This window comes from Yimella sp. NH-Cas1, assembly GCF_022359705.1.
Taxonomy (GTDB): Bacteria; Actinomycetota; Actinomycetes; order Actinomycetales; family Dermatophilaceae; genus Yimella; species Yimella lutea.
Map to the genome: position 1 here is coordinate 1,224,001 of NZ_JAKSGG010000003.1, position 24,505 is coordinate 1,248,505.

20 protein-coding genes and 1 tRNA gene are annotated in these 24,505 nt (G+C 66.0%); 15 read left to right on the forward strand and 6 right to left on the reverse strand.

The features are described from left to right. The first annotated feature begins 62 nt into the window (after positions 1 to 62). The 10 genes from pyk to MF407_RS06280 all read left to right on the forward strand — a co-directional run bounded on the left by pyk (position 63) and on the right by MF407_RS06280 (position 9,760). Positions 63 to 1,532, forward strand: coding sequence for a pyruvate kinase (gene pyk, locus MF407_RS06235; protein WP_239701779.1), 1,470 nt, complete (start codon positions 63 to 65; stop codon positions 1,530 to 1,532). Positions 1,533 to 1,572: 40 nt separating this feature from the next. Continuing rightward, positions 1,573 to 1,655: transfer RNA gene (locus tag MF407_RS06240), tRNA-Leu, on the forward strand. A 200-nt stretch (positions 1,656 to 1,855) separates the two neighbouring features. After that, positions 1,856 to 2,404 (forward strand): NAD(P)H-dependent oxidoreductase, encoded by a 549-nt coding sequence (locus MF407_RS06245; protein WP_239701780.1) that lies wholly within the window; start codon positions 1,856 to 1,858, stop codon positions 2,402 to 2,404. Positions 2,405 to 2,530: 126 nt separating this feature from the next. Beyond that, positions 2,531 to 3,583 (forward strand): DUF695 domain-containing protein, encoded by a 1,053-nt coding sequence (locus MF407_RS15820; protein ID WP_239701781.1) that lies wholly within the window; start codon positions 2,531 to 2,533, stop codon positions 3,581 to 3,583. An 85-nt stretch (positions 3,584 to 3,668) separates the two neighbouring features. Next, complete coding sequence (locus tag MF407_RS06255; protein ID WP_129625055.1) at positions 3,669 to 4,286, forward strand: response regulator; 618 nt, start codon at positions 3,669 to 3,671, stop codon at positions 4,284 to 4,286. A 206-nt stretch (positions 4,287 to 4,492) separates the two neighbouring features. Continuing rightward, on the forward strand, positions 4,493 to 5,719 hold the full coding sequence (locus tag MF407_RS06260) for a branched-chain amino acid ABC transporter substrate-binding protein (RefSeq protein ID WP_239701782.1): 1,227 nt from the start codon (positions 4,493 to 4,495) through the stop codon (positions 5,717 to 5,719). A gap of 89 nt (positions 5,720 to 5,808) precedes the next feature. Next, positions 5,809 to 6,837 carry a branched-chain amino acid ABC transporter permease gene (locus tag MF407_RS06265; RefSeq protein ID WP_129625057.1) on the forward strand — a complete coding sequence of 343 codons (1,029 nt, stop codon included), beginning with the start codon at positions 5,809 to 5,811 and terminating at the stop codon, positions 6,835 to 6,837. A gap of 58 nt (positions 6,838 to 6,895) precedes the next feature. Beyond that, the gene (locus MF407_RS06270) at positions 6,896 to 8,065 is read left to right on the forward strand and encodes a branched-chain amino acid ABC transporter permease (RefSeq protein WP_129625058.1); all 1,170 of its coding nucleotides are present in this window, start codon (positions 6,896 to 6,898) and stop codon (positions 8,063 to 8,065) included. Between the two features lie 173 nt (positions 8,066 to 8,238). Next, entirely contained in the window at positions 8,239 to 9,057 is an 819-nt protein-coding gene (locus tag MF407_RS06275) for an ABC transporter ATP-binding protein (RefSeq protein ID WP_239702859.1), read from the forward strand. Continuing rightward, the gene (locus MF407_RS06280; RefSeq protein WP_129625059.1) at positions 9,044 to 9,760 is read left to right on the forward strand and encodes an ABC transporter ATP-binding protein; all 717 of its coding nucleotides are present in this window, start codon (positions 9,044 to 9,046) and stop codon (positions 9,758 to 9,760) included. The genes MF407_RS06275 and MF407_RS06280 overlap by 14 nt, the downstream gene beginning before the upstream one ends. 67 nt (positions 9,761 to 9,827) lie before the next feature. On the opposite strand, the gene MF407_RS06285 is transcribed toward MF407_RS06280, so the two are convergent. Next, entirely contained in the window at positions 9,828 to 10,607 is a 780-nt protein-coding gene (locus MF407_RS06285) for a DUF554 domain-containing protein (protein WP_129625060.1), read from the reverse strand. 117 nt (positions 10,608 to 10,724) lie between these two features. Between MF407_RS06285 and MF407_RS06290 the strand changes: the two genes are divergently transcribed. Then, positions 10,725 to 11,315 (forward strand): GNAT family N-acetyltransferase, encoded by a 591-nt coding sequence (locus MF407_RS06290; RefSeq protein ID WP_129625061.1) that lies wholly within the window; start codon positions 10,725 to 10,727, stop codon positions 11,313 to 11,315. 66 nt (positions 11,316 to 11,381) lie between these two features. On the opposite strand, the gene MF407_RS06295 is transcribed toward MF407_RS06290, so the two are convergent. Continuing rightward, on the reverse strand, positions 11,382 to 11,804 hold the full coding sequence (locus MF407_RS06295) for a hotdog fold thioesterase (protein ID WP_129625158.1): 423 nt from the start codon (positions 11,802 to 11,804) through the stop codon (positions 11,382 to 11,384). A gap of 55 nt (positions 11,805 to 11,859) precedes the next feature. Here MF407_RS06295 and polA point away from each other — a divergent pair, with 55 nt between their 5' ends. Beyond that, complete coding sequence (polA, locus tag MF407_RS06300; protein WP_239701783.1) at positions 11,860 to 14,529, forward strand: DNA polymerase I; 2,670 nt, start codon at positions 11,860 to 11,862, stop codon at positions 14,527 to 14,529. Here the strand turns inward: polA and MF407_RS06305 are convergent. Together MF407_RS06305 and MF407_RS06310 are read right to left on the reverse strand one after the other, a co-directional pair. Next, positions 14,526 to 15,521, reverse strand: a complete 996-nt coding sequence (locus MF407_RS06305) for an NDP-sugar synthase (protein ID WP_239701784.1) — start codon at positions 15,519 to 15,521, stop codon at positions 14,526 to 14,528. The two genes, polA and MF407_RS06305, sit on opposite strands and share 4 nt — an antisense overlap. Before the next feature lie 2 nt (positions 15,522 to 15,523). Then, entirely contained in the window at positions 15,524 to 17,437 is a 1,914-nt protein-coding gene (locus MF407_RS06310; RefSeq protein ID WP_239701785.1) for an acyltransferase family protein, read from the reverse strand. Between the two features lie 87 nt (positions 17,438 to 17,524). Here MF407_RS06310 and MF407_RS06315 point away from each other — a divergent pair, with 87 nt between their 5' ends. Together MF407_RS06315 and MF407_RS06320 are read left to right on the forward strand one after the other, a co-directional pair. Then, positions 17,525 to 18,202, forward strand: a complete 678-nt coding sequence (locus MF407_RS06315) for a hypothetical protein (RefSeq protein WP_239701786.1) — start codon at positions 17,525 to 17,527, stop codon at positions 18,200 to 18,202. A 96-nt stretch (positions 18,203 to 18,298) separates the two neighbouring features. Then, positions 18,299 to 20,287 carry an acyltransferase family protein gene (locus tag MF407_RS06320; RefSeq protein ID WP_239701787.1) on the forward strand — a complete coding sequence of 663 codons (1,989 nt, stop codon included), beginning with the start codon at positions 18,299 to 18,301 and terminating at the stop codon, positions 20,285 to 20,287. Here the strand turns inward: MF407_RS06320 and MF407_RS06325 are convergent. Beyond that, positions 20,284 to 22,236: an acyltransferase gene (locus tag MF407_RS06325; RefSeq protein ID WP_129625067.1), complete on the reverse strand. Its 1,953-nt coding sequence runs from the start codon at positions 22,234 to 22,236 to the stop codon at positions 20,284 to 20,286. The two genes, MF407_RS06320 and MF407_RS06325, sit on opposite strands and share 4 nt — an antisense overlap. A gap of 157 nt (positions 22,237 to 22,393) precedes the next feature. On the opposite strand from MF407_RS06325, the gene MF407_RS06330 reads away from it, so the two are divergent. Next, the gene (locus MF407_RS06330) at positions 22,394 to 23,230 is read left to right on the forward strand and encodes a class I SAM-dependent methyltransferase (RefSeq protein WP_129625068.1); all 837 of its coding nucleotides are present in this window, start codon (positions 22,394 to 22,396) and stop codon (positions 23,228 to 23,230) included. Here the strand turns inward: MF407_RS06330 and MF407_RS06335 are convergent. Beyond that, positions 23,204 to 24,457: an oligosaccharide flippase family protein gene (locus tag MF407_RS06335; protein ID WP_129625069.1), complete on the reverse strand. Its 1,254-nt coding sequence runs from the start codon at positions 24,455 to 24,457 to the stop codon at positions 23,204 to 23,206. The two genes, MF407_RS06330 and MF407_RS06335, sit on opposite strands and share 27 nt — an antisense overlap. Positions 24,458 to 24,505: the final 48 nt, after the last annotated feature.

Below are 24,505 nucleotides of genomic sequence, written 5' to 3' on the forward strand. Positions count from 1 at the left end.
AGCTACTTTCCGGTCACTGAGCGTAAATCGTGGTTTGTTCGAACAATCGCTAGGTTTGCGTCATGCGCAGAGCGAAGATCGTCGCCACCATGGGTCCTGCAGTCGCCACTCCCGAGAAGCTCACCGAACTCGTCCACGCCGGCCTCGACGTCGCGCGATTGAACCTGTCGCACGGCAGCCACGAGGACCACGCCCAGATGTACACCTGGGTGCGCGAGGCGAGTGACGCCGAAGGTCACGCGGTCGCGATCCTCGCCGACCTGCAAGGCCCGAAGATCCGCACCGCACGCTTCTCCGGCGGCCCGATCACGGTCGAGAAGGGCGACACCTTCACGATCACCGTGGACGACGTCGACGGTGATCAGGAACGGGTGTCCACGACCTACAAGGGCCTGCCCGGCGATGTCGAAGCCGGCGACCGCATCCTGATCGACGACGGCAAGATCGAGCTGCGCGCGATCGAGGTGACCGACACCGACGTGGTGACCACCGTCGTCGAGGGCGGAAGGATCTCCAACAACAAGGGCATCAACCTTCCCGGCGTAGCGGTGAGTGTGCCCGCGCTGTCGGAGAAGGACGAGGACGACCTGCGCTGGGCGTTGCGCCAGGGCTGCGACATCATCGCGCTGTCGTTCGTGCGGGACGCCTGCGACATCGACCGCGTGCACGAGATCATGGACGAGGAGGGTGAGACCCGCCCGGTCGTCGCGAAGATCGAGAAGCCGCAGGCGGTCGAGAACCTCGAGGCCATCATCGACGCCTTCGACGGTGTGATGGTGGCGCGTGGTGACCTCGGTGTCGAGTTGCCGCTGGAGGACGTGCCGATCGTGCAGAAGCGCGCGGTCGAGTTGTCCCGGATGGCGTCCAAGCCGGTCATCGTCGCGACCCAGGTGCTGGAGTCGATGATCGAGAATCACCGCCCGACCCGCGCCGAGGCCAGCGACTGTGCCAATGCTGTGCTCGACGGCGCCGACGCGATCATGCTCTCGGGGGAGACCTCGATGGGAGCGTGGCCGGTCGAGGCGGTCAAGACGATGGCTCGCATCATCGAGAGCACCGAGACGAACGGTTTCGACCGCATCCCGACGCTGCCGGACGGCATCGTCCAGACGATGGGTGGCGCGGTCTGCAAGGCGGCTTCCGATATCGGCAACCAACTGGACGTGAAGTATCTGGTCACCTTCACCACCACCGGCGGGTCCACCAAGCGACTGGCCCGGCTGCGCAACGAGATCCCGATCCTGGCGTTCACCCCGGTGCAGCTGACCCGCTCGGAACTCGCGCTCGTCTGGGGCGTCGAGACCTTCCTGGTGCCGGCCGTCGTGCACACCGACCAGATGGCGATGCAGGTCGACGAGACCCTGATCGCCGACGGGTACTGCGAGGAAGGCGACCTGGTGATCATCGTCGCCGGTTCTCCGCCCGGAATCCCCGGCTCCACCAACGCGATTCGCGTGCACAAGATCGGCGACGCCAAGAACGGCGTGGCTCCGGCGTACGGCTTCCACCAGGAGGGCGAAACCGATTCGTGAGCGGTCGCGCCACTGACGTATAGTGGCGCGGCGGTCCACTGCCGGGGTGGTGGAATGGCAGACACGGCGCACTCAAAATGCGTTGCTCGAAAGGGCGTGCGGGTTCAAGTCCCGCTCCCGGCACTTCTCGAATCGGGGCGAATCCCATGGGGGTTCGCCCCGATTCGTGTCCACCCCGGTCCAAAGCCCGTTTGATGACCGAGGCAAACGAAAACCCCGCCGCCGGAAGGCGACACGGAACCGCCTGAGATGATCACCTCGACGTGATGTAAACCACCGACGCCTCACGGAAGATGCCGGCCGACGAAGTCGTTGACACGTCCATGAAGAAGCTCGGCATCGTCGTCTCCAGCACCCGTCCGGCCCGCATCGGTCCGAAGGTTGCTGCCTGGGTGGATTCGGTCGTCCCGGCAGGGGAGTGGGAGGTCGAGCTGCTCGACCTGTCGCAGATCGCGCTGCCCTTCCTGGACGAGGTCGACATGCCGGCGAACGGCAACTACGCGCTGCCGCACACCAAGGAATGGGCCGAGCAGGTTTCCGGCCTCGACGCGCTCGTCGTCGTCACCCCGCAGTACAACAAGAGCTTCCCGGCGTCGATCAAGAACGCGATCGACTTCCTGTACGCCGAGTGGCACGCCAAGCCGATCGCCCTGGTGGGCTACGGCTGGAGCGGCGCCGCGCAGGCGACCCAGGCATTGGCCGAGGTGCTCACGCATGTCAAGGCCGACGTCGTGGACCAGATCAACCTGGTCTTCAACGCCGACCTCACGCCCGAGGGCGAACTCACCGTCGGTGAGGACAATGCCGACCGACTTCGTCTGGCGCTCTCCGCGATGGCCCAGAAGCAGAGCCAGCAGCAGCCGGCTGCCTGATCCGGCAGCCCCACAGACCGGCCCGCGAACGTCGACCCCCCTGGGCGTTCGCGGGCCTTCCTGTGTCCGCCGACAGTCCGCCGCCGCGCTCGGCTAGCGTTGAGTCGACCGAACGGAAGGACGCTCGTGGGACTCTTCGGCGGACGCGGCAAGGGTCGCGACAACCAGGCGGCACGCCAGACCGCGCGACAGGCTGAGGCGATCGCTCGCTTCTGGGCATGGTGGACCGACGAAGGAATGGCGCGCAGCAGCAGCGCCCTCGCCGAGGGCGACCCCGGGCGCATCGTCGCCGACATGACCGGCCAGGTCGAAGCCGTCGCCGGCGAACTGTCCTGGGAGTTCGCGAAGGGCGACGAGTCCGTGCACAAGCTCGTCGTGACCGCCGACGGCGACCCCGCGTTGCGTTCGACGGCACGACGATGGCTGGAAGGCGCACCGGAGTCGGACGTGTTCTGGTCGTACGCCGACGCGCGTCCGCCCATGCTCGATCTGTCCGACGCCGTCCTGAAACTGGACTCGATCGAGCTCGCATTGAACGAGACCCGGGTCGGCGTGCGACGTTCGGGTACTCGTGTCGACGTCCAGGTACACCACCCTCGTCTTGAGGAACTGGGGGAGCAAGGGCGAACCACGTTCTGCTTCCTGGCGGTCGACGCCGCCGTGGGGGAGACGATGACCGAGACCTGGATCGGCGAACTTCACCCGAGCCTCGTTCCACCGATGGACGGTTTCGGCCTCTCCGGTCTGCGCGCTGTCGTGCGGGACATGGCGCAGGAGTTCGAGGGCGCCAACTCCTGGGTGGCGCTGGAAGGCGTCAGCCAGATCGGACCGGTGCGGGTGCTCGCCCGCGTGCCGCTCGCGGCCGCGTCCGCACCCACGCTCGACCAGAGCGTGACGATCAGCGTGACCTACACCGGCGACGCCGAAGGTCTGCCCGACGAAACGGTGCAGCGTGACCTGATGGCGTTCCGTGATCACCTGTCGGAGCGGCTCGAGGGCCAAGGTGAGCTGGTCGCGATCGTCATGGCCGGATCCCGGTGCCAGTACCACTTCTACGTCGACTCGACCCGGACCGGTGCAGCGCAACTGGAGGCTGCGGCGTCCGGCCGTCCGGGTCGGGTGGAGACCCACATCGAGGACGACCCGGGCTGGGCCAACGTGGCCCACCTGCGGGGCTGAGTTCACGCCGATCCGCGACGGATCTCACAGCTGCCCCGATCCCTTCCGGGTCGAGCCGGGGGCTCGGCCTCGATACCCTGGCCCCATGCCTGAAACTGCCGCCGTTCCTGCCGGCGTGTCCGCCCCGCTGCGCATCGTGGTCGCCGAGGACGAAGCGATCATCCGGCTGGATCTGGTGGAGATGTTGCGGGAGGCCGGACACGACGTCATCGGCGAGGCCGGCGACGGTCGCAAGGCCGTGGAGTTGGTCGGCGAACTGCGCCCGGACCTCGTCGTGATGGACGTGAAGATGCCACGCCTGGACGGCATCAGCGCTGCACAGGAGATCGGCGGCGCAGGACTGGCGCCGGTCGTGATGCTGACCGCGTTCAGCGACAAGGAGCTCGTCGAGCGGGCCTCGGAAGCCGGCGTCATGGCCTACGTGCTCAAACCGTTCACCGCGGACGACCTGCGCCCGGCGATCACCGTCGCGGCCGGCCGTTGGGCCGAGCGCAAGGCGCTGGAGTCCGAGGTCGCCGACCTGTTCGAGCGGTTGGAGACCCGCAAGGCTGTGGACAAGGCCAAGGGCGTGCTGATGAAGTCGCTCGATCTCGACGAGGCCGAGGCCTTCCGGTGGATCCAGAAGGCCGCCATGGACCGTCGTCTCGGCATGCGTGAGGTGGCGGACGCCGTCGTCGCCGGCGCCGCGCAGCCCAAGCGCTGACGAAGCCGTTCCGGGCATCCGTCCCACTGCGGCTTCGCTCCGGACGCTTGGTAACGAACAGGCTTCATTCCGCTGATCCCGGTGCGGCCCGTGTCGCACCGCATTAGTGTTCCGAACGCCCGACAGGCGCGCGATTCCCGTGCGGACGGCGGGCGATCAGCGCACGTGCCGCGGTGGCACTCGCATGACCTATGGAGGACTTCACTGTGTCCCGGACTCTGAAGACTGCGGCGGCTCTCGCCGCTTTGTCCCTGACCATCGCCGGTTGCGCCAACGAGGAAGGCGGCAACGAGGGCGGCGGTGGCGGTGGCGCCGAGGGTCTGAAGACCCTTCAGGCCCAGACCAGCATCGACGTTCCGAAGGACGCGCTGAAGGCTGCCGGTGACGGCAAGGCCAAGTGCGCCGCCGGCACCACGATCGCCTTCATCGGTGCGATGACCGGCGACAACGCCCAGCTCGGCATCAACGAGTACAACGGCGTCCAGCTCGCGATCAACGAGCACAACAAGTCGAACAAGGACTGCCAGGTGCAGTTCAAGAAGTACGACACCGAGGGCGACCCCACCAAGGCCACCGGCCCGGTCACCCAGGCCGTCGGCGACAAGAACATCGTCGGTGTCATCGGTCTGCCCTTCTCGGGTGAGAGCAAGGCCACCGGCGCGATCTTCGAGCAGGCGGGCCTCGTCCACATCACCCCGTCGGCGACCAACCCGGGACTGACGGGCAACGGCTGGAAGACCTTCTTCCGTGGCCTGGGCAACGACAACGTCCAGGGTCCGGCTGCGGCCATCCTGGCCGAGAAGCTCGGCGCCAAGAAGGTCTACCTGGTCATGGACGACTCCGACTACGGCATCGGCCTGGGTGGCACCGCCAAGAAGGCGCTCACCGAGAAGAAGCTGCTCGCCGGTGAGGACAAGGTCACCACCAAGCAGAAGGACTTCAGCTCCACCGTCCAGAAGATCGTCAACTCCAAGGCTGACGCGATCTTCTACGCCGGCTACTACGCCGAGGGTGCGCCGCTGAACCAGCAGCTCGTCGCCAAGGGCTTCAAGGGTGCCTTCATCGGACCCGATGGCGTCAAGGACGACCAGTTCATCAAGTTGTCCGGTGACTCGAGCAAGAACGCCTACTTCACCTGCCCCTGCATCCCCGGTGAACTGATCCCCGAGTTCGCCTCGGCGTACAAGGGTGTCGCCAACGCGGCCCCCGGTACGTACTCGGTCGAGTCCTACGACGCGGCGGCGATCCTGCTGGCCGGTCTGCAGAAGGGCAACACCGACCGTCCCAAGCTGCTCAACTTCGTCAAGACCTACGACGGTCAGGGCCTGAGCAAGAAGATCAAGTGGGACGACAAGGGTGAGCTGTCCGACCTGGCCGTCTACGGCTACAAGGTCGACGGCGGCAAGATCGTTTCTGTCGGCAAGCTGGACTGATTTCGAGATCGGTCCGAATCCACCAACGAGCGAGGGCTTGTCTGCAACCGCGGACGGGCCCTCGCCCGGTTTCATGAAATGAGGCTTGCATGACAGCCCTCCATTCGGTGGTGCCCGCGCTGTCCGCGCTCGCGTCCGCCGACGAGAACACCTGGATCAGCTTCCACTGGCAGGAACTGGCCGACAACTTCTGGAACGCCACCTTCGACGGCCTCACCTTCGGCGCCATCTACGCGCTGGTCGCCCTGGGCTACACCCTGGTGTACGGCGTGCTGAACCTGATCAACTTCGCCCACTCCGAGGTCTTCATCGCCGGCGCCTACGCGGTGGTGTTTACCCTCACCGCGCTCGGCTTCGGAGCGTCCGTCCCCAATCTGGGATGGCCGGCCATCATCGGCAACCTGCTGCTTGCGTTGGTCATCGCGATGGTGGTCTCCGCGCTGGTCGCGCTCGCGGTCGAACGCATCGCTTACAAACCGTTGCGGGCCCGCAACGCCCCCCGCCTGGTCTTCCTGATCACCGCGATCGGCATGTCCTTCGTCATCCAATACGCGTTCTTCTGGTGGCGCGGCGCCGTCGCGGAGCCCTCGGTGACGATGTTCAAGGACGAGGCGATCTTCGAAGTCTTCGGCTCCACCATCCCGCTGTCGTCGCTGATCATCGTCGGCGCAGCGGTGCTGATGATGGTTGCGGTCGACCAGCTGATCCGGCACACGCGCGTCGGACGTGGCGTGCGTGCCGTTGCGCAGGATCCCGACACCGCAACCCTCATGGGCGTCAACCGCGAGCGCATCATCATGATCACGTTCGTCATCGGTGGTGCCCTCGCCGGCGCAGCCGCACTGTTCTACGTGATGAAGGTGCCCGCCGGCGTCCAGTACAACGGCGGATTCATCCTCGGCATCAAGGCCTTCACCGCCGCCGTGCTCGGTGGTATCGGCAACATCCGTGGAGCGCTGCTCGGTGGTCTGCTGCTCGGCGTCATCGGCAACTACGGCGCGTGGCTCCTGGGTAGTGCTCAGTGGATCGACGTCGTCTCGTTCGTCATCCTGATCATGGTGCTGATGGTTCGCCCCGACGGCATCCTCGGATCCAACCTGGGGAAGGTACGCGCATGAGAATCACTCCACGAAGTTCTACGCTTCTGCGTCGCTCCGATACGTTGCGAGGACCCCGATGAGCACCCCGATCCCGGACGCAGCCGCGTCCCAGGCCAAGGCCGACGAGCAATCGGAAGAGACCCGCAAACCGACTCGCTTCGAGGGGCTGTCCCGCTGGTGGAACGGTCTGGAGCGCTGGCAGCAGTGGTGCGTCCTCGCGGTCGCAGTAGCGCTGCTCTACCTGCTACCGATCCTCAATCCGCCGCTGCTGTCCACCGAGAGCGCCGGTTACAACTTCCCGCTGGCCTGCTTCGACGCGGCCCGGTTCGCGCTCGTCGCGCTCGGCCTCAACGTCGTGGTCGGTCAGGCCGGTCTGCTCGACCTGGGGTACATCGGCTTCTTCGCGGTCGGGTCGTACGTCGCGGCGCTGTGGACCAGCCCGGACTCCACCATGGTGAAGATCCCTTACCTGGCCACTTTGCCGCTGGCGATGATCGTGACCGGCATCGTCGGCATGTTGATCGGCATCCCGACGCTGCGCCTGCGCGGTGACTACCTGGCGATCGTGACCCTCGGCTTCGGAGAGATCATCCGCCTGCTGGCGACGATCATCCCGGCGCTGAAGGGCAATACCGGCTTCCAGAGCATCGGTCGCCCCCCGGGCACCGATGACAAAGGCGTGCCGATCTTCGTCCAGAGCAACGGAACCGCTTGGTACTGGCTGATCCTGACGGTGATCATCATCGTGATGCTGCTGCTGGGCAACCTCGAGCGCTCGCGCGTGGGTCGTGCCTGGATCGCCATCCGTGAGGACGAGGACGCCGCCGAGGTGATGGGCGTGCCGACCTTCAAGTTCAAGATGTGGGCGTTCTGTCTCGGCGCGGCGCTCGGTGGTCTGTCCGGTGCGATCTTCGCCGGTCAGGTCGGCTTCGTGAACAACCAGAAGTTCGATGTGGCGACCTCCATGTTGTTCATCGCGGCTGTCGTCATGGGCGGTGCCGGTAACAAGTTCGGAGCGGTCCTGGGTGGAATCCTGGTGTCTTACTTGCCGATTCGATTCATCTTCATCGCGGAGCAGAAGTACCTCGTGTTCGGCATCCTGCTGGTGCTGATCATGATCTTCCGACCGCAGGGTCTGTTCGGTGCCCGTAACCACCTGCTCGCGTACGGCAAGAAGGCCAAGCGCGTAGCGGCACGGTTGCGCCGGGACCCAGGACACGGCACAGAGCAGGAGGCCACCTCGTGAGCGAGAACACCCACAACGTGATCGGCGGCGAGCCCGGCGACGGTCCCGAACGCCAGACGTACACGCCCGGCCACCTCGGTCTGGGCAAGGGCGAACCGGAGAACGAGCACGATCTGCTGGACGAGGACGCGCACCCGGCGCCCCCGCCGCCGCCGGATTCGGAGGCGGCACAGATCGTCGAGCTCGACCGCACGATCGCGGTCGAGGTCGGCGAGAAGCTGGTCGAGATCGACAACCTGACGGTCAAGTTCGGTGGTCTGACCGCCCTCGACAGCGTCTCGTTCGACATCAAGCGCGGCGAGATCCTCGGTCTGATCGGCCCGAACGGTGCCGGAAAGACGACCTGCTTCAACGCCATGACGGGTGTCTACAAGCCGGCGAGCGGAGGTGTGTTGCTCGAGGGCAAGTCGGTGCTTGGTCTGAAGAAGAACGCGATCACCCGCGCCGGCTTCGCCCGCACTTTCCAGAACATCCGCCTGTTCGGTGAGATGACCGCTCTGGAGAATGTCGTCGTCGGTCTGGACGCCCGGCACAAGACCAGCGTCTTCGGCGCACTCGTGCGTTCGCCACGGCACATCCGTGAGGAGAAGTCGGCGATCGAGCACGGCATGGCGCTGCTGGAGTTCGTCGGCATTGCGGACAAGGCCCAGGAACTGTCGCGCAACCTTCCCTACGGCTACCAACGCCGTCTGGAGATTGCGCGCGCCCTGGCGACCGAGCCGAAGCTGCTGTGTCTCGACGAGCCGGCCGCGGGCTTCAACCCGGCGGAGAAGGAAGAGCTCATGGAGCTCATCCGCACCATTCGGGACGAGGGTTACACGGTGCTGCTCATCGAGCACGACATGAAGCTGGTCATGGGTGTCTGTGACCGCATCGTGGTGCTGGAGTTCGGCAAGAAGATCGCCGATGACGTACCGAAGGCGATCCAGGCCGACCCGGCCGTCATCGCTGCGTACCTGGGAGTGGAGGACGACGAAGATGGCGTTGCTTGAGATCAAGGACCTCGGGGTCCACTACGGCAGGATCCAGGCGCTGCACGGCATCTCGATCGACGTGAACGAGGGCGAGATCGTGTCGCTGATCGGCGCCAACGGTGCCGGTAAGACGACGACGATGCGTGCCATCGCCGGCTTGCTCAACTCCTCGTCCGGCTCGATCACCTTCGACGGCAAGGACATCACCAAGGTCCCCGGTCACTCCCGGGTCGGCCTCGGCATGTCTCTCACCCCCGAAGGGCGCGGTGTGTTCCCGGCGATGACCGTGCTGGACAACCTCGACATGGGTGCGTACGCGCGCAAGAAGAACCAGAAGGAGTACGACCAGGACCTCGAACGGGTCTTCACGTTGTTCCCGCGGTTGAAGGAGCGCGAGAAGCAGGCCGGCGGCACGATGTCCGGTGGCGAGCAGCAGATGCTCGCCATCGGCCGCGCGCTGATGGCCCGTCCGAAGCTGCTGCTGCTCGACGAACCCTCGATGGGCCTCGCCCCGCAGTACATCAAGCAGATCTTCAACATCATCAAGGAAGTCAACAGCCAGGGCACCACGGTGCTGGTCGTGGAGCAGAACGCCAACCAGGCGCTCAAGATCGCCCACCGGGCGTACGTGCTCGAAACTGGCTACATCACCCGCGAGGGCGCCGGCGCCGAGCTCGCCGCCGACCCCGCGGTGAAGGCTGCCTACCTGGGCGCCGACTGACCCACTCGATGCGAAAGTCCGCGGAACCACGACGTCGGGTCGCCGGTTCCGCGGACTTTCGCATTCGTCAACGCAGCGCGATGACGAGTTGGGTCAACAGGGGAGCGACGATCAACGCCGGCAGCATGTCTCCGACCGCGATCTGACGGATGTTCAACAGCCGCAAGCCGATCGCGATCAACATGACCCCACCGGTGGCTGTCAGTGCTGCGATATGGGGGTCGGGCAGCACGGAGCCGAGAAGGAACCCGGCGAGCGTGAGTCCTCCCTGGACGATCGCCACCGAGACCGCCGACATCAGGACGCCGATGCCGAAGGTCGACGCGAAGGCCATCGCCGCGAAACCGTCCAGGACGGACTTCAGCACGAGTTGGTCGATGCCGCGTCCGAGTCCGTCGTTCAGGGAACCGAGGATGGTGAGTGGCCCGACGCAGAACAACAGGGACGCGGTCATCCAGCCCTCGATGAAGCGCTCGCGAGCCGAGCCGGCATCGGCGTCGATCTGCTCCTTCGGCATCCGGCCGGCGATCCGGGACTGGATGCGCCCGGCCACCGATTCCAGTCGGTCCTCGATCCGCAGGATGCTGCCCGCGATCCCGCCGATGAGCAACGCCCCGAGCACGATCATCAGGGGAGCACCGCTGCCGACGGCATCGGTCAGGCCGATGTCCGTCACCATCATCGCGTTCAGACCTGCCGTCAGCAGAGTGACCAGGCCGAGACAGTCGGTGACCACGGAGCGGGTGTGTTCGGAAAGCCGGTGCCCCACAAGCATCCCCAACACGGCACCGATGACGACCGTCGCGACGTTGATGACCGTGCCGAGGCCAGGAAAGACTGCGCTCACGAGCGGTAACGGTAGTCCGACGGGAGCAATCTGTCGGATTCTTGTTCCACGCCGAACTGAACAGGCGTACTGTTCCGGTCGGAAGGTGAACCCTCAACGATCCGGAGAAGACACGAAGTGGCGCGTTCGTCCGTGCGTGCGGTGCGTCCTGGCTCGGCCGACCTGGTGGACCTCGAGCAGTTGTGGATCGACTACCGGGTGTCTGCCGGGCAGACCCGTGAATGGGCTGCCCGGATGGTTCGCGACGGCCGGCTGCGGGACGCCGTCGAGCACAAGGACGTGCGAATCTTCTTGGCGCACAACGGGACCGAGGCCACCGGCTACCTGGTGCTGTTGCGCAACCCGATGAGCTCGATGAGTGACGAGACGTCCGTCTGGATCGATCAGATGTACGTGCTTCCCGCGCACCGGCGCACCGGCGTGGCACGCTCCCTGCTGGCCGTCGTCCCGCTCGCCGCCGAGAGCATCGGGGCCGGCGTCGTCACCGCTGCGGTGCCTGCTGCGCAGCGTGACATCAACCGATTCTTCGCCCGGCTCGGGTTCGCCAGCACGACCACCCTGCGATCGACCTCGGTGGCCGCGCTGCGTCGCCATCTCGAGCCCGAACTCGCGGCCGAGCGGGCGGGCGGACAGTCCGTCGTCCGGCTGCGCCGTTCCATCCGTGGCCGCGCCCGCACCAAGACCGCGACCGCCCGCAACGCAGGCTGAACGCAAAAGTCCGCAGAACCCGCGCCTTGACCCGCGAGTTCTGCGGACTTTCGCCCTGTTAGGGCGTCACTGTGCCTTGGTCGGCGCGTCACGCAGCATGCACGTGATGCGGCTGGTGCAGACCCGGCGGCCCTCGTCGTCTGTGATCGCGACGTCGTAGGACGCCACCGTGCGGCCGAGCGAGATCGCCGTCGCCGTGGCGGTGACGAATCCGCTGCGGACGCCGCGGTGATGGGTCGCGTTGATGTCCAGCCCAACCGCGGCGCGTCCTTCGCCGGCTTGCAGGGCCGAGCCCACCGATCCGACCGTCTCGGCCAGGACGACGCTCGCGCCGCCGTGCAGCAGGCCGTAGGGCTGGGTGTTTCCCTCCACCGGCATCCGGGCCACGACCCGTTGCGGGGAGGCTTCGAGGAACTCGATCCCCATCCGTTCAACGAGCGTTCCGGCGTTCATCGTGTTGAACAGTTCGACCATCTCCGGGTCGGACATCGAGGAGGTGGTGGGGGCGGCGTGGTTGTCGGTCATGGGGCTTAGGCTGCCATGCGTGAAGAGATTGTTGTTGTTGGACGGACATTCCTTGGCGTACCGCGCCTTCTTCGCCCTCCCGGCCGAGAACTTCTCGACCACGACGGGGCAGCACACGAACGCCGTCTACGGCTTCACCTCGATGCTCATCAACGTCCTGCGTGACGAGGAACCGACCCACGTCGGCGTGGCCTTCGACGTCTCGCGCAAGACCTTCCGGGTGGAGGAGTACGCCGAGTACAAGGCCGGACGTTCGGCCACCCCGGACGAGTTCAAGGGTCAGGTCTCCCTGCTGCGTGAGGTGCTCGACGCACTGCGGATCACCTACATCGAGTCCGAGGGCTACGAGGCCGACGACATCATCGCCACCCTCACGACCCAGGCGGTCGACGCCGGTTTCGACGAGGTGCTGATCTGTTCCGGCGACCGGGACGCGTTGCAGTTGGTCAACGACAAAGTCACCCTGCTCTACCCGGTGCGCGGTGTCTCGGAACTTGCTCGCATGACACCGGCCGCGGTGCAGGAGAAGTACGGAGTTCTGCCCGAGCGCTACAGCGACCTCGCCGCGCTGGTGGGGGAGTCGTCCGACAACCTGCCCGGTGTCCCGGGTGTCGGTCCGAAGACGGCGGCCAAATGGATCGGCCTGTACGGCGACCTCGCCGGCGTCGTTGCCAATGCGGGCGAGATCAAGGGCAAGGCCGGCGAGTCGTTCCGGGCCCACCTCGACGGGGTGCTGCGTAACCGCCGGCTCAACCAGTTGCTGCGCGATGTCGTGCTGCCCACCGATCCGGACGGTCTCGAGCGCCAGGTGTGGGACCGCCAGGAGGTGCACACCGTCTTCGACGGCCTGGAGTTCAAAGTGCTGCGGGACCGCCTGTTCGCCACGCTCGAAGCTGTGCAGGAGGAGGCCGAGGACGGAGTCGATGTCGAGGGCCAGGTGCTCCCGCCGGGTGAGGTGGCCGAATGGATCGGGGAGCACCTCAGCAGCGGGGTGACCGCCGGTGTCGAGGTCATCGGACGCTGGGCGCGCGGCGCGGGCGAGGCCGAAGCGATCGCGATCAGCGCCGACCACAAGGCGGCCTACCTCGAGCTCGCGACGCTTGAACCGCGAGGCGAGATCGCTGTGCGGGAATGGCTTTCGGACGCTGCTCGACCGAAGGTGATGCACGACGCCAAGCCGCAGGCGCAGGCACTCGTGGCCAGTGGGTTGCCGGTCGAGGGCATCGTCAACGATACGGCGCTGTCGGCTTACCTGGTGCGTCCTGACCAGCGTTCGTACGACCTCGCCGACCTCGTCCTGCGCTACCTCAAGCGCGAACTGCGGGCCGACGCCGAACCCGCCGCGCAGGGGATGCTCGACTTCGGCGGCACCGACACCGAGGCGCACGAAGCCATGGTGCGGGCCGCCGCCGTTGCCGAACTCGCCCAGGCATTGGCGACCGAACTCGACAACACCGGTGGAGCGCAGTTGCTGCGCGAGGTGGAGCTTCCGCTGACCGGTGTGTTGGCCTCGATGGAGCGCACCGGTATTGCGGTCGACGCCGACGCGATGCAGTCGCTGGAATCGGAGTACGCCGACGGCGTGCGGCAGGCGCAGCAGGACGCGTACGACGCGATCGGCGGCGAGCAGATCAATCTCGGCTCACCCAAGCAGTTGCAGGTCGTTTTGTTCGACCAGTTGGGCATGCCGAAGACCAAGAAGACCAAGACCGGCTACACCACCGACGCCGACGCACTCACCGACCTGTACACCAAGACCGAGCACCCGTTCCTGGAAGCACTGCTGCGGCACCGCGACTGGTCACGCCTGCGGGTCACCGTCGAGGGTCTGATGAAGTCGGCCGCCGACGACGGACGCATCCACACCACCTACCTGCAGACCGTCGCCGCGACCGGCCGGCTGTCCTCGGTCGACCCGAACCTGCAGAACATTCCGATCCGCACCGAGGCCGGCCGCCGGGTGCGCGAGGTGTTCGTGGTGGGCGACGGCTACGAGTCGCTGATGTCGGCCGACTACTCCCAGATCGAGATGCGGATCATGGCGCATCTGTCCGGCGATGAGGGGCTCATCGAAGCCTTCCGCACCGGCGAGGACCTGCACCGATTCGTCGGAGCACGCGTCTTCGGAGTGGAGCCCGCCGACGTAACCCTGGAGATGAGGTCGAAGGTGAAGGCGATGAGTTACGGACTTGCGTACGGGTTGTCCGCGTTCGGTCTGTCCAAGCAGCTCACGATCAGCACCGGTGAGGCGAAGGAACTCATGGACGAGTACTTCAAGCGGTTCGGTGGCGTGCGCGACTACCTGCGCTCGGTCGTCGACGATGCCCGGGTGGTCGGTTACACCGAGACGATGCTCGGCCGGCGCCGGTACCTGCCCGACCTCACATCCGACAACCGTCCGCGCCGCGAGATGGCCGAGCGGATGGCGCTCAATGCACCGATCCAGGGTTCGGCCGCCGATGTGGTGAAGTTGGCGATGCTCGGTGTGCAACGCGCGCTCGATGACACCGACCTGAAGTCACGGATGCTGCTGCAGGTGCACGACGAACTGGTGCTGGAGATCGCGCCGGGCGAGCGCGACCAGGTCGAGGATCTCGTCCGTCGTGAGATGGGCGCGGCGATCGAGATGGACGTTCCGCTCGACGTGAGCATCGGCGTGGGTAATTCCTGGCACCAGGCGGCGCACTAACCGATCACAGCACCGGTCGGCACGACCGCACCGGGTTCGAGGGAGCTGCTGACCCGTGCTCCTTCGCCGATGACGTTGTCTTGCAGCCGAACTCCCTCGGCCACGACGGCGGTCTGGGCGACGATGGAGCGTTCGATCTTCGTGCCGTCACCGATGACGCATCCGGGCATCAAGACCGATCCGTGGACGACCGCGTCGGCGCCGACCGCCGCGCCGGTCCCGACATAACTGTGTCCGTCGACGGTCGCGCTGCTCGCCACGACGCCGTCGACCCGCGCTGTGGCACCGGTTCTGGCGACCGCGTCCCGGTTGGCCTGAAGGAGCGCACGGGGGGAGCCGACGTCCAGGCAGTAGGCGTCCTCCAGGTATGCGGTGACGACAAAACCGTCGGCGATCAGGCGGGGGAACACCTCACGTTCGAGGCTCACCACGGTGTCGCTCGGCACGTCGCGCAGGACACCTGCCCGCAGGATGTAGGTGCCGGCATTCACGACGCCGGGAACCGGCTCGGTGGGCTTCTCGCGAAAGCCGCGGACCTGATCACCGTCGAGGTTTAACAGGCCGAACGCGCGTGCATCGTCCACTCGCCGGGCATGAATGGTGACAGCCACGCCGCCTTTGGCGAACGCGAGCAGGTGCGCTTGGAGGTCGTGACCGGTGAGTTGGTCGCCGTTGAGGACGACGACAGCCTGGTGCGGATCCATCGCTCGGGTGGCCAGCGCCAGTGCGCCACCGGTCCCGAGAGGTTCGGCTTCGTGCACGTAACTGACCGCTACCCCGAACTCCGAGCCGTCGTCCAGGACCGTGCGCAGGTCTTTCGCGCGGTAGGAGGTCGCGATCACGACCCGCCTGATCCCGGCAGACGCCAACCAACGCAACTGATGACCGACGATGGGCGTCCCGGCGACCAGGAGCGCGGGTTTGGCCCGCAGGTCGGTCAGCGGCCGCATCCGGGTACCGAGTCCACCGGCGAGGATCACCGCCACCGGCACGATCAGCCCCTGCTTCGCAACGCGGTCTGGAGCTGGGGCACCAGCCAACTCCACATGATGCGCGCACTCTCCGGGGTGAAGTGGAGCGTGTCTTTGTACAGCGGGACGCCGTTGACCGATCCGTGATAGCCGCCGGTGCACAGCGCCTTGTACTGGTCGATGACCGGAACCCGGGCGCTCTTCGCCCAATCGGCAACAATTCGGTTGACTCGCTGCACCCGACGGTCGTCATTGACGTTCTTGATTGCGGGGTCGAAGCCGAAGTCGGTCTGGCGGTGACAAGCAAGGTTTGTCACCACGAACGTGCCTCCGTCGACCTCCTTGACCTTCCGATGCATCGTCGAAAGCTCTTTCCGCAGCCATGCTTCGTAGGCGGCTGCGTTGAATTCGACCTTCCTGCCGTCATCGGACCAGTCACTGGTCGCGGTCTGAGGGATGAAGAACACCGCCAAGTCCGGATGCTGCTTGCCCAACTCCTTGAGCCAGCCGCCTTCTTTCCACTCGCGACATTCCGACGATGCTGCTGCCCGGGCGTCCGTCTGCCAACGGTTTGCTTCGAACGGGTCGCAACCGAAGCTGGTGATGTCCCGGGCATCCAAGTCCGGATACTCAGCAGGATCGAAACCGGGTTTCAGACTCGCCGGGATCGAGTTGCCGATCAAGGTCACGACCGCGCGCTCTTCCAGAGGCACATACGTCCCGACAGCCAGATCCACATTACGAACCGTCGCCGCCGGTGCGGGTGTGAGCCGGACGAGAAACGGCCCGGCCAGCAGGAGCGGCACGGTGGCGATCGTGACGGCGCGGCTGGTCGCCGGTCGGCCAGGCACCAGCGCCCGAAAGCCGCCACGTCGGATCGGCTGCTCCACGAACCGCCAGGTCGCGTACGCCAGGCCGAGGGAGAGCGTGACCTGGGCGAGCGCCCGCACCCAGGGGTTCGCGACGATCTCCGCGTTCAGGAAGACGATCACCGGCCAGTGCCACAGGTACAGCGAGTAGCTGATCAGGCCGAGACCACGCAAAGGCTCCCATCCCAAGACTCGCTGGAAGGAGTTCCTCGTCCGCGCCGATGCGGCGACGATCGGGACGACCGCGATCAGGCACAGCAGGGCCAACCCACCGCGGAAGACGAAGGGACTGTTCTCGTCCACCAGGAAGAAGCTCGACACGAACAGTGCGATGGCCGGCCAGGCCAGGCGCTCGATCATGCCGTCGACGCGCCAGCGGGTCCGTTCCGCGAACTCGTGAGCACCCAGAAGTGCTCCTGCTGCGGCGCCGATCAGCAACTCGAAGATGCGGGTGTCGGTGCCGTAGTAGACCCGGGACGGGTCGACGCCCGGTACGTACTTGACCGACATCCACAGGGCCGAAGCGGTCGCGAGAACACCCAGAACGACCGCGAGTTGGACCCGCCGCCGGACCACGACCAGGAGCGCCGCCAACAGCAGCGGAAAGACGAAGTAGAACTGCTCCTCGATGGACAAGGACCAGGTGTGTCGCACTGGTGAGGGCATCGCGATCGTCGCGAAGTACTGCTCGTCCCCGAGCAGGAAGCGCCAGTTGGCGACGTAGAAGAATGCCGCCAGGACGTCCCCACCGATGGCCGGACGCCGTCCGTGCTCGGCCAGGAACGCGGATGCAGTCAGCACCGCCAACAGCATGAGGACCAGGCTCGGCAGGAGCCGGCGAGCTCGGGATGCCCAGAAACCGCCGAGACTGATCCGCCCCCAACGATTGTGTTCGGTCAGCAGCAGTGACGTGATCAGGAATCCGGACAGGACGAAGAAGAGGTCGACCCCGAGCCATCCGCCAGGAAGGGCGGACTTGTTCAGATGGAAGACGACGACGGCAGCGACTGCGACCCCACGCAGGCCGTCGAGAGCCGGACGGTACGGCAACGACTTGTGCTTGGCCACGGGGTCCTTCCATCGGCAGCAAAACTCGTCGGATCATATCTACCGAGCAGTAGATCTGCAGTCGTTGCTGCCGGTAGCATCGCCGCCATGTCAGCTGATGGATACGAGACCCGCACTGTGACAGCGTTGCGGACAGGCAGCAAGATCGCGTTGTTGTGCGGGCTTCCATTGCTGGGCCTCGCGGCATACTTCTACTTCACACCTCTGTGGGTACCCAAGGGTGACGTAGGCGGGGTATTCGGGTGTGGATCGGCGGCCTCCCCGCCGGACGGATGGGGCAGAGGTGCTTGCCAGGGAGTCAACGAGGCAGCCAAACTACGCGCGATCATCGCCCTCGCACTCGGCCTGTTGATTCCGGCACTCGGAGTCGCTCTCTTCGGTCTCGACAAGCGGCAGGAACGTCGACTCGCTCGCCACGATGATGACGACGAGGGCTACGACGACCGTCCTGCCCGCCGCCGTACCTCGGCGGGCGACCGGTTCGACGACGACGAGGACGACGACGATCGTCCGACCGGACGTGGTTCCGCACGCGACGCCGAGCGCCGTGGTCGCCGCCCCGCAATCGTGGACGACGACGCCGATCGTCCGACCGGACGTAATTCCGCACGCGACTCCGGACGTCGTGGACGCCGCCCCGTGCTCGAGGACGACCTTGACGAGCGTGCTGACCGCCGACGCCGCCGTTCCTACGAGGATGACGACTTCGACCGTGGAGACGTCGACGCCGACCGCGCTCCCGACGGGCGCTCGACAGGCGTCTGACACAGCAGATCGGGAGCCGTTATCGACGGCTCCCGCCTCGTTGTTCCGTCGGCACGACATACCCGGCCGGATGCGGTCCGGCCGAGAGGACATGTGATGGCAGGACTCGACGTGCCCGATGTGCTGCGCCGCAGCGTCGCGCTCGACCTTGAGCAGCACGGACCGAGCTACCGCCGCGCGATGGACGGTTACCGCGGTCTGTTCGTGCTGTTGGTCATCGCTTATCACTTCGGCGCCAGTTGGTTGGTGGGCGGTTGGATCGGCATCAACCATTTCTTCGTCTTCTCCGGGTTCCTGATCGGCACCATCCTGATCAAGGAGCGGTACAAGTACGGCGATCTGGACGTGGTGCGCTTCTACCTGCGCCGCGCGCGACGCATCGTCCCCGCGATGTGTCTGCTGGTGCTGGCGGTACTGGTCAAGGTCGCGTTCTTCGACAGCACCCCGAACCGCTCGCAGACCGCGGGTGATGCGTTCGCGACACTGACGTTCTGGCAGAACTGGCGCCTGATCGAACGCGACGACCAGTACTTCGACTACTTCAGCGATCCTTCGCCGCTGCGCCACGTGTGGACATTGTCCGTCGAGGAGCAGTTCTACGTCTTCGTTCCCTGGCTCATCCTCGGTCTGTTCGCGGTCAGCCGCCGTAAAGCCGTGCGCGTGTGGATGTTGGTTGCGCTCGCGGCCGCGAGCGCAGCCTGGACCTCCTACCTCGTCGGCCCGGGGGGCGGCTCCGGAAGCCGGCTCTACTACGGCACCGACGTTCGCATGCAGGCCCTGATCGTCGGTGTGGCCGGTGCAGCGATGTACACCGCAGCCCCCGGGCGCGAGAAGTTCCGGTTGCCGCGCGGCATCACCAACGCGATCGGGTGGATCGGCACCATCGTTTCGCTCAGTGCCTTCTTCCTGCTCGACGACCGCAGCACGGGTGCGTTCCGGTATGGCGGTCTGTTCTGTTTCGCGGTGCTCGCGGCCTTCATGGGTATCTCCGCGCTGGACACGCGCAGACTCACGATCAACCGGGTGATCGGGATTGCGCCCCTGGTCCACTTGGGTCAGATCAGCTACGGGCTGTACCTGTACCACTGGCCGATCTCCTTGTGGTTGCGCTTCGACTCGTTGCCGGCGCTGGTCAACGGGTTGCTGCAGTTTCTGCTCACCTGGGTCTGCGCGGTCGCGTCCTACCGGATGGTCGAACTGCCGATCCTGATGTACGGGCTTCGCGGCTCGGTCCGGCGTATGCTGCGCCGACGAGTACCTCGGGCCACCGGCTTCGTGACGGTGGCGGTGCTGGCCGCGATCGCGGCAGGTCTGTGGAACTCGTTGCCGCAGACAGACAGCCCGCCGTGGAACGGGCAGCCTCTGGACGCATCCGTGCGGTATGTCGCGCCGACGACCCCGGTCCGGATGGCCGTGGTTGGCGACTCGATACCCTCGTCCCTCGTCGAAGGATTCCACCGATCGAGCTATCCGGGTCTGCAGATGACCAGGTTGGCGACGTACAACGGCTGCAACCCGGTACCTGTGACCCTCGCCGTCCTGGACAAGGCGATCCCTGAGGATCCTGGTTGCGCAGCCTGGCGCGAACGGTGGCCAGGGCAGGCGCGTGCCGCAGGGTCGGACGTGATCCTCGCTCCGGCCGGCCTTGCATTCCTGTTCCCGCTGCAGATCGACGGGCGCGTCGTCCAACCGGGGTCGCCGGAGGCGGGCCGCCTCCTGCTGCGCAGCCTGGACGCCTTGTACGGCCAGTTCAAGACCACCGGTGCGCGACGTCTCGACGTGGTCAACGTCCCGTGTCGAGTGCTCGAACCGGCCCAATTGCGCGGTCGTAGTTCAGAACTCGTCGGGCGTGAGCCCGTGCCGATCGACACCGCATGGGCGAACAGGTTGATCGGTGAGTGGAGGGCCCGCCACCAGGGCGACGTGTCGGTGCTCGACCTGAGCGGTCAGCTGTGTCCGGCCGGTGAATATCGGCGGACCATCAACGGTGCCCGCGTCTACAAGGACAGCATCCACTTCTCGCAGCCGGGAGCCGAACTCATTTGGAGTTGGCTGGCCCCGCAGGTCGTGCGGGTCGAGGGTTAAGCGCGCGCGCTGAGCTGCCCGAGCAGCCAACGCCACAGCGTCGGGGTGAACTCGGGGGAGAAATGCAGCCCGTCGTTGAACACGGTGATCCCGTTGATGGAATCCCGGCGTCCTTCGGGGCAGATGGCGCTGTGCAGGTCGATCAGGCGGGCGCCCGGGGTGGAGGACACCCAGCGGGCCAGGAGGCCGTTCAGTCGAACCGGATCGTTGAACTCCTCGACGTAGCCGGGTTGTTCGCGCTGCAGTTGCTGGTACTCCTGGGAGTCCGGAGCCGCTCCGAAGCGCCGACAAGGCACGTTGACCACGTCGACGGTCCGCGCTCCGTTGGCCCGTGCGGTCTGCCAGATCCGGTCGTAGGTCTGCAGAATCAGTTGCTCGTACGCAGGGTTACCCAGCAGCCCCTTCGAACCGTCGGGCATCTGGTGTGCCGAGGCCAGCAACGGCGAACCCCAGACCACCAACGACGCAGCGCCGGACTCTCGCAGTCGCGCGCCCCAGGTGTTCATGTTCTGCTTGCAGGCTCCGTGCTGATCCTTGATGCCGTCGACCGACAGCAGCGGCCGGTCCAGCAGGTCGCACCCCTCGGAGGCGAGGTTGACCGGCTTCGCCTGCGGGAACAGCTTGCGCGGAAAGCGTTCGGTGAGGTACCACGGCACGGAATCGCCCAGCATCGCGAAGGCAGCAGGTGTGCCCGAGTACTCAGGTTGGGTCCGCGTGATCGCTGCTGGCATGACCGTCGTCTGCGATCCGGTCGGCGCCGCCGAGGTGGGCAGCAACACGGTGGCACACACCACCACGAAGGCGACCATGGGCGCGAAAACGGCCGCCATCGGGACCCGGAGACGAGGGAGCAGGGCCTTGATCCCACCGCGCAGCACCGGCTGCTCCAGGAATCGGTCGGACAGGTAGGCGAGCAGAGTGGAGATCGCGAAGCCGACGACTCCGGTGAGCACGACGCTGCCGGCGAGCCCGTCGGGACCCAGCAGCAAGTGAACCGGCCAGTGCCACAGATAGAGCGAGTAGGACAGCCGACCGAACCAGCGCGCGATGCGGGGTTTGAACAACTGTTTGATGGCGCTGCGACGCGGGTCGGCGAGCGACAGGATCAGCAACGCCGACCCGATGGCGCCGAAGAACATCCCGCCGCGGGTGTACATCCAGTCGGTGAACGGATCGATCATCAGGAAGAGCGCGACATTGCTCGCCAGTCCGACCCAACCGAGCACGGTGACCCACCGCAGCGGCAACCGAGGGATACCCTCCCTGGCGGTCCAGCCGAGCGCGATTCCGAGTGCGGTACCGATCAGCAGCGACGCGATGCGCGTATCGGTGCCGTAATAGAGCCGGGCGAAGCCCGTCGACTCCCGAGCGGCCAGCGCCGCCGTCCAGATCGTCGCCAGACCGGCGAGGGCCACGAGCGCCAGGACGCGTGCGGCACGGTTGCGCACCAACAGGACCAGCCCCATCACCAGGAACGGGATGACCAGGTAGTACTGCTCCTCGATTCCGAGGGTCCAGGCGTGTCGTAGCGGGGGCGCGACGAGGTGGTCGCCGAAGTATTCGTCGCTCTGGGCGATCAGCCGCCAGTTCATGACGAATCCGAGGGTGGCCAGAATGTCACCGCCCCACCGGGCGCGTAGCTCTTCCGGTGCCCATACGCAGACGTAGACGGTCACAACCGTCAACATGGCGAACAGCCCAGGCAGGATCCGTCGTCCGCGTCGCTTGTAGAAGCCCCAGACATCGATGCTTGCGCGGGTCTCGCGTTCCTCGATCAACAGCCGGGTGATCAGGAAGCCGGACAGCACGAAGAACAGGTTGATCGCGATCCACATGCCGGACAGGAACGTCGCCCCGAAGTGAAAGGCCATGAACGCAGCCATGAAGACACCACGCAGGCCGTCCAGCGCCGGGCTGTGGCCGTAGTGCGATCTGCTGCGTTGCGCCATGTGGTGCTGGTCCTCCTCGATCCAGGCAGAGCCGCGGGGAAGCGCAGGTGCCCGACAGGCCTGCGACGACGTGCGACGGAACTGCGAACACGCACGTTACCCATCGGTAGGATGCCGCGTGGGTCCCAGTCGTGGGCCGTTATCCGGAAGAGAGTCTATGAACACCGCGAAGTTCTTCGATCAGTTGGCTGACGCCTTCCCCGGCGATCCGCAGACCACGGATCCTCTCGACGCGCGGTGGGCGCAGATCGCGACCGACGTCGCGGGCTATACCGGTCCCAATGAACTTGCCGTCCTTCAGGCGGCCGCCGCAGCGATGCCCGACGACGAGGCGTATCTCGAGGTCGGCACGTTCAAGGGCCGGTCGTTGTGTGCTGCCGTGCAGGACAACGCCGGCAAGGACTTCTATGCGATGGAGAACTTCCTCGAGTTCGGTATGCAGGGACTCGAAGCACGAGCCGAGCTGGAGGCGAACCTCGGGAAGTACGCGGGGCAGGCGAACGTCGTTCTGCTCGAAGGCGATTGCTTCAAGCTGATGACCGACCGGACCCTGATCGACAAGCCGGTGGGCGTGTACTTCTACGACGGGGAACACACCCTCATCTCGCACTATCTGGCGCTCGCGGTGGTGGAACCCTTGCTCGCCGACGAAGCGCTCGTGCTCATCGATGACGCCTCATGGCCGGTCGTGCAGAAGGCGCACCGCCTGTTCCTGGCCAAGCACCCCGGCTGGACGATCGAACGCACCTGGGACGCGGCACATGCGGATGACCTGCGTTGGTCGAACGGTCTGCACGCACTGGTGTTCCGCCGTCCGGCAGGTACCGGACGAGCGCTGTCCAAGAGGGACGAGGCGCTGCGGCTTTACCAGACGAAGATTCAGGACCGCGTCAACACGGTGGCCTGGAAGGCCGTCAACAAGTTTCCCGGGTTGTTCCGTGCCGGGGCGAAGGTCTTCCTGTCACGCTCACGGGCCATCGGCGAGGACAAGTAGCTCCGGACGGGCACCGTCCGGCGGTCGGCGCCCGCGTAGCACGCGCAGCAGACCCGCAACTGCGATCAGGAGTGCCCCCGCCAGGCAGACTCCGACGATCTGACCGGGGCTCTCGTGTGCCCAAAGCCAGATCGTCGCGCTCTGCACCCCGACGACCACCCAGGTGAGTGCACCGAGGACACCGGAGTCCGTGCTCATCTCCGAGAACAACCACACCTGCGCCAGAGCCCACGCGATTCCGAGCACGACACAGATGAGCGCCAGAGAGCCGTACTCGGTGAACTCAGCGCCTCCGGCCAGAGTGATGAACAACCCGGGGTCGACGGCGATGAGGGCAGTGCCGCACAACCCGATGGTCAGGACCAACAGACTGGCTCTCAGCAGTGTCCGCGTGGGATTGGTGCCGTGCATCCGGGGCACGATGATGAGCGCGACGAACTGCGTGCCCCAACACATCGCGCGACCGAAGGTGGACGCCAGGGCGTAACCACCGCTTTCGTGCGGGTCGAGGAAGTGCCGCGCGAGCAGGACGTCGATGTTGGTCAGCGCCACGTACGCGGCGAGGGTGCTGTTCGAGCGCAGCATCTCACCGGTGAGTCCGTGGGCTGATCGCGGCAACGACCGCAGATCGGTTCGTGTCAGCCAGGCGCCGGTCGCGGCCGACACGAGCGTGGCCAGGAACATCGCCGCGAACACGTCGCGTACCGAGAACGCGAACATGGCAGCGACTGCTGCCGCGAGGACCCGGCTCACCGCCGTGACCAGGTAGAGAATCGACAACTGGCGTAGGCGTTGGCGACCCAGCAGGATGCCCTGGAAACATCCGGTGAGCATCATGGGCGGCAACATCGCTGCGAGGAAGACCGCGGACCAGGTGGAACCCACGTGGAAGATCTCGACCAGCCACGGGGCGAGCACTGTCGTGATTGCGAAGAACACGACTCCCAGCAAGGCAGCCGATCCGATGCCCGAGGTCCCTCGCAACCCGGTATCGGCCCAGCCGCTGGACAGCCGTCGGGCGACCACGATCTGGAACGCGCCCGCAGGAATCGCCAACAGGACGCCGTAGGTGGACAAAGCGGTGTAGCCGCCGAAGTCGGCCGGACCCAGTGAGCGGGTCAACAGCAGCACCATCAAGTAGCCGAGCAGGTTCGACAGCCCCATCGCAAGTCCCAGGACGGCCGCCAACGCCTGATGGCGGTAACCCTTGGTGGCTGGATTCTTCACCGTGTCCTAGGCATGTGGTCGACCCGATCCGCACGTGATCGGGCAGTG

Bases quoted from the DNA above. Each gene is read 5' to 3' on its own strand.
- pyk (WP_239701779.1), top strand. From the start codon at position 63: ATGCGCAGAGCGAAGATCGTCGCCACCATGGGTCCTGCAGTCGCCACT.
- MF407_RS06245 (WP_239701780.1), top strand. From the start codon at position 1,856: ATGAAGAAGCTCGGCATCGTCGTCTCCAGCACCCGTCCGGCCCGCATC.
- MF407_RS06255 (WP_129625055.1), top strand. From the start codon at position 3,669: ATGCCTGAAACTGCCGCCGTTCCTGCCGGCGTGTCCGCCCCGCTGCGC.
- MF407_RS06265 (WP_129625057.1), top strand. From the start codon at position 5,809: ATGACAGCCCTCCATTCGGTGGTGCCCGCGCTGTCCGCGCTCGCGTCC.
- MF407_RS06270 (WP_129625058.1), top strand. From the start codon at position 6,896: ATGAGCACCCCGATCCCGGACGCAGCCGCGTCCCAGGCCAAGGCCGAC.
- MF407_RS06280 (WP_129625059.1), top strand. From the start codon at position 9,044: ATGGCGTTGCTTGAGATCAAGGACCTCGGGGTCCACTACGGCAGGATC.
- MF407_RS06295 (WP_129625158.1), bottom strand. From the start codon at position 11,804: ATGTCCGACCCGGAGATGGTCGAACTGTTCAACACGATGAACGCCGGA.
- MF407_RS06315 (WP_239701786.1), top strand. From the start codon at position 17,525: ATGTCAGCTGATGGATACGAGACCCGCACTGTGACAGCGTTGCGGACA.
- MF407_RS06320 (WP_239701787.1), top strand. From the start codon at position 18,299: ATGGCAGGACTCGACGTGCCCGATGTGCTGCGCCGCAGCGTCGCGCTC.
- MF407_RS06325 (WP_129625067.1), bottom strand. From the start codon at position 22,236: ATGGCGCAACGCAGCAGATCGCACTACGGCCACAGCCCGGCGCTGGAC.
- MF407_RS06330 (WP_129625068.1), top strand. From the start codon at position 22,394: ATGAACACCGCGAAGTTCTTCGATCAGTTGGCTGACGCCTTCCCCGGC.